General features: G+C 35.4%; 16 protein-coding genes and 1 riboswitch. Of the genes, 13 read left to right on the forward strand and 3 right to left on the reverse strand.

The features are described 5' to 3' along the window. Nucleotides 1-121: 121 nt before the first annotated feature. The 3 genes from MHI02_RS08240 (at nucleotide 122) to MHI02_RS08250 (ending at nucleotide 1,955) form a co-directional block, all read left to right on the forward strand. Nucleotides 122-1,279, forward strand: a complete 1,158-nt coding sequence (locus MHI02_RS08240; protein WP_341165843.1) for an MFS transporter — start codon at nucleotides 122-124, stop codon at nucleotides 1,277-1,279. A 15-nt stretch (nucleotides 1,280-1,294) separates the two neighbouring features. Then, nucleotides 1,295-1,687 (forward strand): hypothetical protein, encoded by a 393-nt coding sequence (locus tag MHI02_RS08245; RefSeq protein ID WP_047186624.1) that lies wholly within the window; start codon nucleotides 1,295-1,297, stop codon nucleotides 1,685-1,687. Nucleotides 1,688-1,766: 79 nt separating this feature from the next. Continuing rightward, nucleotides 1,767-1,955 (forward strand): hypothetical protein, encoded by a 189-nt coding sequence (locus tag MHI02_RS08250; protein ID WP_047186623.1) that lies wholly within the window; start codon nucleotides 1,767-1,769, stop codon nucleotides 1,953-1,955. 191 nt (nucleotides 1,956-2,146) lie between these two features. Here the strand turns inward: MHI02_RS08250 and MHI02_RS08255 are convergent, their stop codons facing one another. After that, entirely contained in the window at nucleotides 2,147-3,262 is a 1,116-nt protein-coding gene (locus tag MHI02_RS08255) for a methionine biosynthesis PLP-dependent protein (protein WP_047186622.1), read from the reverse strand. Between the two features lie 199 nt (nucleotides 3,263-3,461). Next, nucleotides 3,462-3,563: riboswitch (SAM riboswitch) on the reverse strand. 404 nt (nucleotides 3,564-3,967) lie between these two features. Between MHI02_RS08255 and MHI02_RS08260 the strand changes: the two genes are divergently transcribed. From MHI02_RS08260 to MHI02_RS08295, 8 genes are all read left to right on the forward strand, one after another. Next, the gene (locus MHI02_RS08260) at nucleotides 3,968-4,546 is read left to right on the forward strand and encodes a biotin transporter BioY (protein ID WP_047183605.1); all 579 of its coding nucleotides are present in this window, start codon (nucleotides 3,968-3,970) and stop codon (nucleotides 4,544-4,546) included. 47 nt (nucleotides 4,547-4,593) lie between these two features. Continuing rightward, nucleotides 4,594-5,592: a biotin synthase BioB gene (bioB, locus tag MHI02_RS08265; RefSeq protein WP_047183606.1), complete on the forward strand. Its 999-nt coding sequence runs from the start codon at nucleotides 4,594-4,596 to the stop codon at nucleotides 5,590-5,592. A gap of 168 nt (nucleotides 5,593-5,760) precedes the next feature. Then, nucleotides 5,761-6,246: a small multi-drug export protein gene (locus tag MHI02_RS08270; RefSeq protein ID WP_047183607.1), complete on the forward strand. Its 486-nt coding sequence runs from the start codon at nucleotides 5,761-5,763 to the stop codon at nucleotides 6,244-6,246. A 10-nt stretch (nucleotides 6,247-6,256) separates the two neighbouring features. Further along, nucleotides 6,257-7,012: a hypothetical protein gene (locus MHI02_RS08275; RefSeq protein ID WP_128715700.1), complete on the forward strand. Its 756-nt coding sequence runs from the start codon at nucleotides 6,257-6,259 to the stop codon at nucleotides 7,010-7,012. An 18-nt stretch (nucleotides 7,013-7,030) separates the two neighbouring features. Continuing rightward, nucleotides 7,031-7,417: a GntR family transcriptional regulator gene (locus tag MHI02_RS08280; protein ID WP_047183609.1), complete on the forward strand. Its 387-nt coding sequence runs from the start codon at nucleotides 7,031-7,033 to the stop codon at nucleotides 7,415-7,417. Nucleotides 7,418-7,429: 12 nt separating this feature from the next. Then, on the forward strand, nucleotides 7,430-8,302 hold the full coding sequence (locus MHI02_RS08285) for an ABC transporter ATP-binding protein (RefSeq protein WP_052771599.1): 873 nt from the start codon (nucleotides 7,430-7,432) through the stop codon (nucleotides 8,300-8,302). Between the two features lie 112 nt (nucleotides 8,303-8,414). Then, nucleotides 8,415-8,966 (forward strand): 5' nucleotidase, NT5C type, encoded by a 552-nt coding sequence (locus MHI02_RS08290; protein ID WP_047183610.1) that lies wholly within the window; start codon nucleotides 8,415-8,417, stop codon nucleotides 8,964-8,966. Nucleotides 8,967-9,035: 69 nt separating this feature from the next. Continuing rightward, nucleotides 9,036-9,578 (forward strand): GNAT family N-acetyltransferase, encoded by a 543-nt coding sequence (locus tag MHI02_RS08295; RefSeq protein ID WP_047183611.1) that lies wholly within the window; start codon nucleotides 9,036-9,038, stop codon nucleotides 9,576-9,578. A gap of 73 nt (nucleotides 9,579-9,651) precedes the next feature. Here MHI02_RS08295 and MHI02_RS08300 read toward each other — a convergent pair whose 3' ends face one another. Beyond that, the gene (locus tag MHI02_RS08300) at nucleotides 9,652-10,536 is read right to left on the reverse strand and encodes a DUF1002 domain-containing protein (RefSeq protein WP_204798602.1); all 885 of its coding nucleotides are present in this window, start codon (nucleotides 10,534-10,536) and stop codon (nucleotides 9,652-9,654) included. A gap of 250 nt (nucleotides 10,537-10,786) precedes the next feature. Here MHI02_RS08300 and MHI02_RS08305 point away from each other — a divergent pair, with 250 nt between their 5' ends. Continuing rightward, nucleotides 10,787-11,572 carry a DUF4097 family beta strand repeat-containing protein gene (locus tag MHI02_RS08305; protein WP_052771600.1) on the forward strand — a complete coding sequence of 262 codons (786 nt, stop codon included), beginning with the start codon at nucleotides 10,787-10,789 and terminating at the stop codon, nucleotides 11,570-11,572. 70 nt (nucleotides 11,573-11,642) lie between these two features. Here the strand turns inward: MHI02_RS08305 and MHI02_RS08310 are convergent, their stop codons facing one another. Then, a complete protein-coding gene (locus tag MHI02_RS08310) occupies nucleotides 11,643-12,875 on the reverse strand; it encodes an aminopeptidase (RefSeq protein ID WP_047183620.1) in 1,233 nt (410 codons plus the stop codon). Nucleotides 12,876-13,005: 130 nt separating this feature from the next. Between MHI02_RS08310 and MHI02_RS08315 the strand changes: the two genes are divergently transcribed. Next, nucleotides 13,006-13,212: a cysteine-rich CWC family protein gene (locus MHI02_RS08315; protein ID WP_052771601.1), complete on the forward strand. Its 207-nt coding sequence runs from the start codon at nucleotides 13,006-13,008 to the stop codon at nucleotides 13,210-13,212. Nucleotides 13,213-13,248: the final 36 nt, after the last annotated feature.

Here is a 13,248-nt window from a genome sequence, read left to right on the forward strand (position 1 = left end):
ATTTAAGGTATATGTCTATAAAGCTTGGCAAATACCAGTTTTTCAAAAAAATGAAATGTTAGATTCTGAAAAGCTCGTCTAATTTTTTATCACCCGCATACAATATTTTGAGGTGAAAAAATTGAGAGAAGCGCAGGTAGACAAATTACATATCTTATTAGTGATGTTCTTCATTAGTTTAATCATGAGTATCCAATCTCCAATTTTCACTCCTTATGCAGCGATGGTAGGTGCGTCAGGTGTATTAATTGGTATTATGCTTAGTGTTTCACAGTTGGCAAATTTAACTGGAAATTTGATTGCTGGTCCTTTGGTTGATCGGTTTGGAAAGCGAATTTTTATTACTCTGCCTTTACTTGTGTCTGGCATTTTGTTCATCGCCCATGGTGTTGTTGGTGATACGGTTAGCTTGTTAATGCTTAGGGCCATGAATGGATTTTCGTTAGCGTTTTTAATTCCAGCAGCAATGGCATTACTTTCGGGATATGCCAAAAATAGTGTACAGCAAGGAAAAAACATGGCAATTAATGGAATACTAGGAACGATTGCTAGTATCGTAGCTCCTGTAATCGGAGGACAACTAGGTGTGTCGATAGGGTATGCCAATACGTATTTCGTAATAGGTTCTGGATTAATTTTAACCTCTATCTATACGATGAAATTTATAAATGAAAGACAAATTGTTATGATGAAAAGGAACTCAAAAACAGTTTTGAGTCTGTGGGATGTTTTAACTACACCGGGTCTTCAGGTTGTATTTTTGACTGGATTTGCGGTGATGTATATTCATGGGGTCCTTATTTATGAAATTCCTTACTTAACGGTAGAAAAAGGTTTATCTACTGCGGTTACTGGACAATTATTTAGTTATTTTGGTATTGGAACGTTTATATCCTTATCATTGCTTTTTATTAATAGGTTCGACCCTGTGAAGCGGTTGATCCTCGGGTTATTTGGAATGTGTATAAGTTTGTTTGCACTATTTAATTCTCTTCTATCATTAAGCATATTGGTTTTCCTTATTGGTGTCTTTTTTGGAATTATGATGCCGGCGATGGCTACTGCATTAACGGATGTTGTTTCAAGTGAAGGGCATGGGAGAGCTTTTGGCGTTATGTCAGCAGTTTATTCGTTAGGGATGATTTTCAGTACCTTTTTTACAGGTATTATTCGTAGCTTTATTTCACCTTATTTTATTGCATTTTTGATAGGAATGGTTGTTTTGACACTGATTGGTTATTCAAAACTGCAATCTCCAAGTCCAACGAAGTCTTATTAGGAAGGGGAAGGGAAAATGAAAAAAATACTTCTAGCTATTGGGGTTATAGCAATTCTTGGATTTGTTGCTTATTTAGAAAAACCTGAAAATAACTACCATGGTTTCGTTCCTGATTTACACGTCGATTCAACACCTACCATTCGCGAAGAAATCGAAAAGGAAATTGAGGAGGAATCCATTGAAGCTTATGCTCACTTGGAACAAGAAAGTACTCCTGCCATGTCAAGTGTGGAGCTTGAATTGGTAGATACTTATGAAGAGGATGGCTATATGGTTGAAAAATATCGGAAATATGAGGTGTATAGAAATGATGATGGTGTTATTGTGAAAAAAGAACCGACTTCAAACTATGAATTTTTAAAATATAAAATAGACGAATCGAGTGAGTCTATGGGAACACATAATTAAAACTGGCTAAGATAGATTGGCCAGTTTTTTGGTTAGAAAAGAAGAAATAGCATAAACTATAAAAAAGAAGGTGACTAAAGTGGAAGAAAATAAAGAAAAATATACGGTTGCAGGAACTGATATTGAAGAAGTAAAAAGAAAGAATGCGGAATCTGGACTATCCTATAATGAGGTAAAGGCATTACTAGCATCAACAGGAGGTCTAGAAACATCCGTTTACAGTAATACGGATGTAGAGGAAATTAAAAAGAAATTGAACTCTGATTAAAAAAGAATAAGTGATAGAAAGGGAGCCGATACATGCATTAGCGTTTGTTGGCTTCCTTTCAGTAGGTATGAATTACCTTGTTTTATTTATCCACCTAAACGGGCAGTAAGACTCCGATCTTAAGCTTTTGGGAAAGGTGGGAAATCATCAGTGGGGGATGAAAGAAACCCCACACCGATGGTTAGTCTTCTTTATACTTCCACCTTAGCTAAAATGGAAAATACCTGTTTTAAGTCTTGAATTAAATCTTCTGCTTTCTCAACTCCAACTGAAAAACGTAATAGTCGATTATCTACTCCTCGTTCTATGCGTTCTTCCAGTGGGATATCAGCATGAGTTTGAGTTGCTGGATAAGTAATAAAGCTTTCGACGCCACCAAGACTTTCCGCGAATGTAATAACTTGAAGATTTTGTAAAAATGTATCCACCCATTGGCTTTCTTGTAATTTGAAGGAAAGCATACCGCCTTTACCTGGATAATATACGTCACTAACCAAGGCTTCGTTCTTTAAATAAGAAACAATGCTTTTTGCATTTTCTACATGTTTATCCATCCGTAATGAAAGTGTTTTTAATCCTCTTATTAAGAGCCAACAATCAAAAGGTGAAAGGACAGCACCAGATGCATTATGGATGAAGGATAATTTTTCACAAATTTCATTGCCTTTTGCAACAACTAAACCAGCTAATACATCGTTATGTCCCCCGATATATTTTGTCGCACTGTGAACAACAATGTCTGCACCTAAGTCAAGAGGTCGCTGTAAGTAGGGGGTCATAAACGTATTGTCTACAATCAGTAAAAGATTGTGTTTTTTGGTGATAGCTGCAATCTGGGCAAGGTCAATTTCTTGCATTAATGGATTCGTTGGCGTTTCGAGAAATATGGCTTTTGTATTTTCGGTGATTAATTGCTCGATTTGCTGATTGTTTTCAAAATCGGTGTATGTCGTTTGAATATGGTATGTATCTGCGTAATGTTGAAGCAAGCGATAGGTACCACCGTAAATATCTTTAGGAACAATCAACTGATCCCCAGGTTTAAACAAAGAAAGAACGAGCTCGATTGCTGCCATGCCAGAACTACATGCAAATCCGCTATCTCCATTTTCTAGATCAGCAAAGCCCTCTTCCAATATGGTTCTTGTAGGATTTTTTGTTCGGCTGTAATCGAATCCAGTTGATTGGCCTAGTCCTTGATGTTGGTATGCCGTCGATAAATAAATAGGTGGATTGACAGCCCCCGTTGATTGATCACTCTTATTGCCTAATTGAACCAATCTCGTTTCTATACTTTTGTCTGACATTTTTTCATCTCCTTATAAATGAGTGGACCCTGCAAGGAAGCCCTATTGTTTCATCGTAGGATAATCAATAGTAATATTACGTTAATATTCGTTTGCTAATTACTATTTCCTGATCTTATTTTTCACATGAATCAAATGCTAAAATAAAACCCTCTTCCTATAGATAAGAAGAGGGTTGATGCACAATGGCTATTTTCTCTTCTTATCTACAAGCATGATGCTCCTGGAATTGGCACAGTTCTCTGTAAAGTCTGTTGCCGAGGCTTCAAAGGGCCAGTCCCTCCACCTCTCTGGATAAGAAATTTGGATATTCAGTTAAATATTAGACTACACGTATTCGTATTAATTGTCAATAAGAATTTTGGTAATTTTTTGTTTTTTACATAGAAGGTTTTTACATAGAATCATTCTTCATAAACATAATTTCCCTATTACACGGACAAAGTCATCATTTAGTAGGGAGGAAAAGTCCGTGACAAGAGTTCTCACGGACAAAGTTAGCACCCAGCGCAGTAAAAATGTCCGTGAAAAAGCTATCATGGACCAAATCACATTTCAATATCTATAAATGTTAGCAAAGGAAGTATATCTCGTTCGTCAACCCTATATAGTTAACGGTTGACAATTAGAAGAAAATAAAATATCATATTTTCAGAATATAAATTTAATAGAGTCCATTTTTATAGGTCTAGGGAGGAGATTTTTATGAAATTAAAAGCTGTCGATATTACGCTTGCGGGTCTGTTCGCTGCTCTTATGGCTATTGGCGCTAATATTACTGCATTTATCGTTATTGGAGGAGTTCCTATTACGTTAACTACTTTCTTTTGTATTTTGTCAGGTCTATTGCTTGGAAGTAGGTTAGGAGCTATTTCGATGACGGTATATGCCTTGGTTGGGTTAGCAGGGGCCCCTGTTTTAGCACAATTCTCGGGAGGGCCATCTTCGGTTATATCCCCTACGTTTGGATTTGTAGTATCTTATATCATTGTTGCGTATTTAGTAGGGAAAATAACGGAGAAGAGAGCTACAAAAGCAAATTTCGTATTTGCTTCCATAGTTGGTATGGCAATTAACTATGTATTTGGAACGACCTGGATGTACTTTGCATATCAATTATGGTTTGGTGCACCTGAAGGATTTAGCTATGCGGTGGCGTGGTTATGGATGTTAGCACCACTTCCAAAAGATATTATTTTAACTATATTGGCTGGCGGATTAGCATACCGGATTTATGGGAAAGTTTATAAATCTAGAAATTTAAGTAGTACAAAGACTGCTTAATGGTTTATTTGTAGAGAGATATTTTATAAGAGAAAGGGGTATGGGGAATGGTAAATGATTGGTTTGGAATGGCAGAACGTGTCATTATGGGGGAGGAAATTACAGACGAGGAAGCATTGTCCATTTTAGATAGTCGAGACGAGGAACTTTTGTTATTATTACAAGGCGCTTATAAAATAAGACATCATTATTATGGAAATAAAGTAAAATTGAACATGATTATTAACGCAAAATCTGGGCTTTGTCCAGAAAACTGTGGGTATTGTGCCCAGTCTTCTGTTTCGGAAGCACCTGTAGACAAATACACTTTTGTAAATGAATTATCATTACTAAGTGGTGCAGATCAAGCAACTAAATTAAATGCTGGAACATATTGTATCGTTGCAAGTGGTAGGGGACCGAGTAATCGTGAAGTGGATACTGTAGCTTCTGCAGTTAAAGAAATTAAGCAAAGATATGATTTAAAAGTTTGTGCTTGCATGGGTATATTGAAGCCTGAACAAGCAGAGAAATTAAAAGAAGCTGGTGTGGACCGTTATAATCATAATATCAATACATCTAAAGCGCATCATCCAAACATTACAACTTCTCATACGTATGACGATCGTGTAGATACAGTTGAAACTGCGAAAAGTGCAGGAATTTCTCCTTGCTCTGGTATTATTGTAGGGATGAAGGAATCAAAAGAAGATGTCATTGATATGGCAAGAAGTCTAAAGATTATCGATGCGGATTCCATTCCGGTTAACTTCTTACATGCAATTGATGGAACTCCATTAGAAGGAACAGAAGAACTGGATCCAAGATATTGCTTAAAAGTATTAGCATTGTTTCGTTATATGAATCCAATGAAGGAAATTCGTATTTCTGGTGGTAGAGAAGTAAACTTAAGGAGCTTGCAGCCATTAGGGTTATATGCAGCTAACTCTATTTTTGTTGGTGATTATTTAACAACAGAAGGCCAAGAAAGCACTGCTGATCATAAGATGATTGAAGATCTAGGTTTTGAAATTGATTATAATGAAGTACCTGAAAAACAAATATAAACAGTGATCAAACCTGTCTGGATAGACGGGTTTTTTAATTCCCTAAACTCTTGATAACCTAAATAAAGCAATTTTTAGAAAATAGGCTTGCTTTTCAATAAAACAGTGTTATAGTGTTTATATAGATATACACACCTTAACACTTAAATACATTGGGAGGAATTTTTTATGAAAGCACTTTGGGGATATGTATTAGTTTTTATTTTAGCAGCGGCACCATTTTTTGAAGCATATGGAGTGATTCCAATTGCCATTATTTCGGGATTGTCCATCGTACCCGTAATGATTATTGGGTTGGTTGGAAATTTGTTAACCGTATTACTTCTTATTATGTTCGTCAATCAGTTTAAAGCTTGGAGAAGTAAACGTAGAAAAGATAAGAAGCCAAAAGAAAGTAAACGATCCGCTAGAGCACAAAACTTGTGGAAGAAATATGGGTTGCCCGGTTTAGCAATGTTCGGTCCATTAGTTGCCGGAAGCCATTTAACCGCCTTAGCTAGTATGACATTTGGTGGAACGAAAAAGAAAACATTCATTTGGATAACGATTAGTATTACGACCTGGAGTATCGTTTTTACTGTTTTATTATATTTCGGTATCGACTTTATTGGTTTAAAGGACAAAGGCATTATTAATTACTTTAATGGAAATTAAGAAGGGGTGAATGAAATTGTTTAAAGATGCATTTTGGTTGGTTAAGATGGAGTATAAGCAACAATGGATAGCGGTTATTTCAACGTTTATCATGTGTTTAATTGTTGGTCTTTTTATGGGAACATTTCTTTCGGGATTTACTAGTTTCCACTTTGAAGTGAACTCTACTTCTTTTGATTCATATTTCCTTGACTTTTTGTTTTTAGGTTTAGCACCTTCATTTGCAACTTTATCTATGGCCAAACCATATTTAAGTTATCGAGTAGCGAAGCATAATCCTTATGGAAAACGAATGGCAGTACTTCGCTCTTTACCTATTTCCGTCTCTGTTTTAGCTTTGAGTCGGACATTGTTTATGCTATGTACTCTTGTCATCATGTCGTTTGCGTTTTTCGGAGCAATGAGCATCATTATTCTTATATTTTCAAATAACATTTTAGAATGGATGACGATTGGTGACTATGTTATCTTTGTTTTCGTTTGGTTTGGATTTATGTTAACAATTGGTGGGCTTAACCCTTATGTCGAATATGGGATGAAGGGTAAAATGTTGCATTTTATACCTTTCATCTACATGGGCTTTGTTATTATTATAGAAATCATCTTTTTCACGTTCTTTAATCAAAGTGTTATAGAAGCTATATTACAACTTATCAAAAGTTACGGATTCATTGTAGCTATCGTTTCCATCCTTATTGGAATCGTAAGTTGTTATGAATGGAATAAAATACTCAAAAGGCGTTTAGAAAAACGTGATTATATATAGAAGGGAGTGGATTTTCGCATGAAGATACCAATCCATGTCTCTGATGAAAGTAGAGAGCCAATCTATCATCAAGTCGAAACCCAAATTAAAACACTAATCGTTAGTGGTCAACTGCATCCTGAGACACCACTTCCTTCGATAAGAGCCTTAGCAAGTGATCTAGGCTGTAGTGTGATTACAACAAGAAGAGCGTACCAAAATTTAGAGGTAGCTGGTTTCATTAAGACAGTACAGGGAAAAGGGACGTTCGTTCGTGAAGTGAAAAATGAACATATGGAAGAGACGAAACAAAAGGTTGTACATGATGCATTTGAAAAAGCTGTAGAACAAGGTATACAAGTAGGCTGTTCGGAAGAGGAAATTAATCATATTTTTTCAGATGTTATGAAGAAAAACTTTAAGTAATGAGGGATAAATATGCAAACCAAAGTTTTAGAAGTTACAGGCTTAGAGAAACGTTTTAAAAAATTCCATTTAGGTCCAATGGATTTCGAACTGGAGCAAGGAATGATCGTTGGATTAGTAGGGGCAAATGGTTCGGGAAAAAGTACATTCCTACGTTTATTGATGAAACTAATGAGAGAAGACGGTGGAGTAGTTAAAATTTTAGGAATGAATTGGAAGGAAGAGGAGGAAGAAGTAATATATAAAAAGAAAATTGGTTATGCTGGGGAATTATTAGAGTCTTTTGATTCTACAACTATAAAAGATATAAAGTTTTTTATTTCCCATTTTTTCCCGACTTGGAATGAAGAAAAGTTTACAAGGTTGGTGGAACGTTATCGTATTGATATAGATGAAAAATTTAGTAAATGCTCTAAGGGAACCAAGAAAAAGATTGATTTTATTTTTGCAATGGCACATGAACCCCAATTGCTTCTGCTTGATGAACCAACGTCAGGAGTGGATATTGTTTCTCAAAAGAAAATGAAAGAAGATCTTATTCGGTTTATGGAAGAAGGAGAAAGAAGTATTGTTCTTGCGACTCATACGGTCGATGAAATTAACCAGCTTTGTGATCAAATCATGGTGATGGATCAAGGACGAATTACACAGTCCTTTTACAAAGATGAAATTCATGATCATTGGGGAAGGGTATGGGTTTCTCATATAACAAATAATGTGAAAAACCATCCTAACGTCATTCGGTTTGAAGTTAACCCAGCCCAAATTGTTACGAATCATGTAAGTAATGTAGAAGATGTCTTGCAGGCTGAACAAATAACCATTAATCAAACCCAGCGTCTTTCCATGGAAGAAGTTTTAGAATATTTGATTGAACAAGAATAACCGCTTATTATCTCCTATTCTTAAGATAAGGTGAATTTAGAGGGATTTAGATAGAAGTTTTACAGCAAAACAGATAGAATGAAAGGAGAAGATAAGGTAGAGGAGTGTTTTTGTGGAGAGAATCAGTATTGCCATAGATATGGATGAAGTACTTGCAGATACTGCCAAAAAGGTTTTTCAAACTGCAAAGAAACTAGGTCTTCCAGTAAGTGAAGAAGGGTTGCGGGGGAAAAGTATTTGGGCATCATTAACAGAAGAACAGTTAACGGTGCTTGGTCAAGCAATTAATACAGCTGGATTTTTCCGTGATTTGGAAGTGATTGATTCGGCCATTCCGGTTGTAAAAGAATTATCCGAGCATTATGATATATATATTGCAACAGCTGCAATGGAGGTCCCATTTTCCTTTATGGATAAATATGAATGGTTAAAAGAGCATTTTCCATTTTTAGATCATAATTATTTTATTTTCTGTGGAAACAAAAAGGTTGTCCATGCGGATTATTTAATTGATGATACAGTTACGCAACTAGATAATTTCACGGGAACCGGAATATTATTTGAAGCCTATCACAATGAAGATATGAAAACAAAACATGTCCATGTTAGTGGATGGAACGATGTGCGTGAGTATTTTAAAAAGCTAAGAGAGTCACAAAACTAGTAAACAAAAGGCGCAAATCAAATGGTTTGTGTCATTTATTACTTAGCAAGAAAAAAGGAGTATAATCGAATGGATTGGTATGAAAAATTAAATACGTATTTTCCTGTCAGTGAAATGAAATCAAAAGTACAATTAGACGCCTTATTGTTAGAAAAAGGTGAGCATTACATTAAAGATGAAGGAAAATACCACATTGTCATGTATGCAGAATTTGATACTTTTATATTTATAGATTTTTTATGGGTTTCAGAAAAAGCAAGGGGTAAAGGGATTGGTCATCAATTAATGGAGAAACTTAAAGCCAAAAATAAAACGATCATTCTAGAGGTGGAGCCAATAAATGAAGAAGAACCGGATACGGAAAAGAGGCTCCGGTTTTATAAAAGAGAAGGTTTTCAATATGCGAAAGCAATCACCTATCAATTTCATTCCTTTGTATCAAACGAAGAAATTATGATGGAAATTTTATATTGGACGAATGATACTACTTCAGAAATGACAGTCTATGAGAATATGAAGGAAGTTTATAACCAAATTCATATTTATAAAGTAGAAAATATATATGGGGTAACGCCAAAACCTGTTTCTGAAGTTTTACATTTTCAGAAATGATGGCTAGGTTTCAATAACAAAATCCCCTCATTCACGAAGTTCGGAATGGGGGGATACTATTTCTAATTGGTTTTTATTTAGAGAAGATTGAAATTAGGGAGTTCCAAATAGACTTTATAAAGGTAATGAAAGAATTGATCATGTTCTGTCCTTCTTCTGTTTGGGCAAATTCTTCCACCTTATTTTTTGCTGTATTGATTGTGTCGCTCACCTTATCCCAGTCAATATTTAAACCTTTTAACTTATTGAATAAAGAAACCAGCTGATCCAATTGTGCGTCTGTAAGGTTGATACCTAATTCTGCTGCTAGACGTTTAATCATATCACGAATTTCAGCTTCTGTTTGAGGATTTTTTTCAGCCATTTCTTCCTTAATTAAGTTCATCAATTCTAATGCTTTGTCTTCACCGATATTTTCATCCTTGGAAAGCTCAGAAGTCACTACCATTTCTTCATTAGCAGCTTGCTTTACATCTTCGTCAATTTTTTCACCAGTGGACACTTCATATGCTTTAAGAATTCCTGTTAATGCACCTGTACCTGAAACAGAGAATGGTGCGGTAACATAGATTTGTGCATCTGTAACTCCTGCAGTTGCAAGAGGATTGATATACATTTCTTCTGTAATATAATTAATATTCTTTGTTTCCACTGCTAAGCCTGAATCGGATTGTCCTAATGTAATTCTTGCAGAGGAGATAGCTCTAGATCCAATTTGGCTTGCAGGAATATAACTGCCTAAATATTGGTGTTCTTCCTTATTGGTGACATAAACGATTTCAACATCATTTTCGTTTTCTATTCCCATGTCTTTAAGAACCGTTTGCTTTTGGTCAGCTGTTAAATCTTCACCTAATGTAACGATAACATCTCCTGGAACTGCATCCGCATGTACAGTTGTTATAAAAACCGAGAACAACATAACCATTGCTAGAAATGATATCCCTATTTTGTGTATTGTTTTTTTCAAAAGAATAGCATCCTTTCTTTTAAGTATTTCTTAAAAGCTATCGTATCATATAAATTATAAATGTAACCCAATAAAAAGGAAAATTTAAATCACGTTTCGTTCGACAGGTTTTCCAACGCGTAGTCCCCATACAACTTTAGACGTATAGTAAAATACATTTCAGGGGTATTCTTTTTGAATGCTTTTTCATATATTCTTGAATCAAGGTCAAAAAATTGCAGAGAGGTAGTTGATTGATTTGAAAAAAGTAACGGTTATTGCGATTGTGTTAATCGGAGTTATGGCGGTTAGTATTACTCAATTTTTTTCAAGAAATGGATCAGGTCCAGAACAATTAGAAGTATCGGAGAACTTTGTTGGTGTTCATGTCAAAGCACACAATGCTGCGGTAGAGATTTTTCCATCTGATAGTAAGTCAGCAGAAATAGCAGTTTCGGGGAAAAATAAACATGATAAGCTTGAAGCAAAGGTGAAGAATGATACGTTAATGGTCGAATTAAAAGATAAGCGGTTTTTTTCGTGGTTTACATTTGACTGGTTTAACACTTTTAAAACTTCCACACTTACCCTTTATTTACCTCGGAATATGTATGAAATGATTAAAGCAGAAACCGATAATGGTCTTGTTAAATTGGAAAATATAAATGCGAATGATATTTATGTAGAAACAGACAATGGAAAAATAGATTTAAGAAATATAGAGAGCTCATATCTTTCAGCCGAGACAGACAATGGTACGATTGATTTGGATCATGTGGTAGGAGAAATTTCAGGTACTACGGATAACGGTAAAATTATTTTTAATACCGATACCTTGGATCAAATGATTAATTTGGAAACAGATAATGGAGCAATTAAAGTGTATACAGAAAATGATCCGACGAATACCACATTTAACATTAATACAGATAATGGAAAAATTTCGGTTTTCGGGAATAGTAACTATGATACAGTCATTGGAGACGGTGAGAATCTAGTTAAATTAAAAACAGATAATGGAAGTATTACTGTGGAGAAGAGATAAGTTAAAACTGCTTGAATACTGAAAAAGTCGGATGTACTCTTAATCAGAGCAATCATCCGACTTTTTATTCTTAAAACGCCCAATTTCCTTTCCTAAAGATAGGTTTTCTTGTTCCGTCTGGTAAGATACCATCAATATCCATTTTCTCTGAACCAATCATGAAATCAACGTGGGTTAAGCTATCATTCAGACCATTATCTTTTAACTCTTCTTCACTCATTTCTTTTCCACCTTCTAAACAGAAAGCATAGCCCTTTCCAATTGCGATATGATTGGATGCATTCTCATCAAAAAGGGTTTCAAAGAAAATTAAATCCGTATCGGAAATAGGAGAGTGATGGGGAACGAGCGCCACTTCACCGGTAAAATGTGAGCCCTCATCTGTTTCAATTAGATGCTTTAATGTGTCATATCCTTTTTCCGCTTGATAGTCTACAATTTTTCCATCTTTAAATGTTAAGGAGAAGTTTTCAATCAAATTTCCGGAATAACTTAAAGGTTTTGTTGCTGAGACGGTTCCATTTACTCCTGTTTTCAAAGGAGCGGTAAATACTTCTTCCGTAGGTATGTTCGCGACAAAAGGAGTTCCTTTCTCATTTATACTTTCCGCACTTATCCAAATATGTTTCTCAGGTAATTCGATAGTTAAGTCCGTTCCATCAGCTTGATAGTGTAGGGCTTTGAATTTTTGTTCATTTAAATAGGTAGCTTTGGATTCCAACGTATCAATGTGTTCTTTCCATGCGTTAACAGGTTCTGAGAGATTAGCGCGTGTCGCATTGAATATAGCGTCCCACAATGCATGGACAGCTTTTTCACCATCTAACTCCGGAAATACCTTTTTGGCCCATGCTTCATTTGGAACAGATACAATGGACCAGCTTATTTTGTCACTCATTTCGTATTTCGTAAAGGTAGCAAGGGCTGTAGAAACTGTTTTAGAGTTGGTTTGAATTCGTTTTGGATCGATTCCATTCAGTAAATCTGGATTGCTAGATAAAACAAAAAGGAATGCGGCATCGTTTTCCGCTAGATCGATACGATGTTTAGCTAAGTATTTTGGATAGGTTTCAAATGTTTCATCTGGTGCCAATTCAAACTTTGTTCGAGTCAATACATCATCAGACCATTCGTGAAGTACATTAGCAGCCCCTTTTTCATACGCTTTCTTCGTTAACATACGAACAAAATCAATAGCCGAAATTGGTGCTGAGATAACCAATGTTTGCCCTTGTTGAACATTAGCACCTACTTCAATTGCAAGGGAGGCGTATTTCTCTAAATTCTCATTAAACGTAGACATCATTTTCAATTCCTCCATTTTTATAAGTATAGATATATGTTACCAAATTCACTAGAAAATATCACATCTGTAACAAACATACTCTTATGCTAAAATAAGGTTAGTTAAGGTATTGAAAGGAGTGATGGGTTTGGCTAATATTTACTGCCCGCTATGTGGAGAAGAAAATAAATGTATGGCACGTACGTCAGAGGATTGCTGGTGCACTTCGGAAAAGTTTCCAAAAGGAATATTTGATTTAGTACCTGAAGAAAGTTGGAGAAAGCATTGCATCTGTAAAAATTGTTTAGAAGCGTATAAAGAGAAAACCAGTATCATGAGGGATAAAACTACATAAATGTGTTAAGAAGGTTGAAAAAAGAAAGGTGATGTT

This window comes from Oceanobacillus sp. FSL K6-0118 (genome assembly GCF_038006665.1).
GTDB classification, from domain to species: domain Bacteria; phylum Bacillota; class Bacilli; order Bacillales; family Amphibacillaceae; genus Oceanobacillus; species Oceanobacillus caeni.

Coding starts and splice junctions, on each gene's coding strand:
- MHI02_RS08255 (WP_047186622.1), bottom strand. CDS start 3,262: ATGTCAGACAAAAGTATAGAAACGAGATTGGTTCAATTAGGCAATAAG.
- MHI02_RS08280 (WP_047183609.1), top strand. CDS start 7,031: ATGAAGATACCAATCCATGTCTCTGATGAAAGTAGAGAGCCAATCTAT.
- MHI02_RS08275 (WP_128715700.1), top strand. CDS start 6,257: ATGAAATTGTTTAAAGATGCATTTTGGTTGGTTAAGATGGAGTATAAG.
- MHI02_RS08260 (WP_047183605.1), top strand. CDS start 3,968: ATGAAATTAAAAGCTGTCGATATTACGCTTGCGGGTCTGTTCGCTGCT.
- MHI02_RS08245 (WP_047186624.1), top strand. CDS start 1,295: ATGAAAAAAATACTTCTAGCTATTGGGGTTATAGCAATTCTTGGATTT.
- MHI02_RS08270 (WP_047183607.1), top strand. CDS start 5,761: ATGAAAGCACTTTGGGGATATGTATTAGTTTTTATTTTAGCAGCGGCA.
- bioB (WP_047183606.1), top strand. CDS start 4,594: ATGGTAAATGATTGGTTTGGAATGGCAGAACGTGTCATTATGGGGGAG.
- MHI02_RS08285 (WP_052771599.1), top strand. CDS start 7,430: ATGCAAACCAAAGTTTTAGAAGTTACAGGCTTAGAGAAACGTTTTAAA.
- MHI02_RS08295 (WP_047183611.1), top strand. CDS start 9,036: ATGGATTGGTATGAAAAATTAAATACGTATTTTCCTGTCAGTGAAATG.
- MHI02_RS08310 (WP_047183620.1), bottom strand. CDS start 12,875: ATGTCTACGTTTAATGAGAATTTAGAGAAATACGCCTCCCTTGCAATT.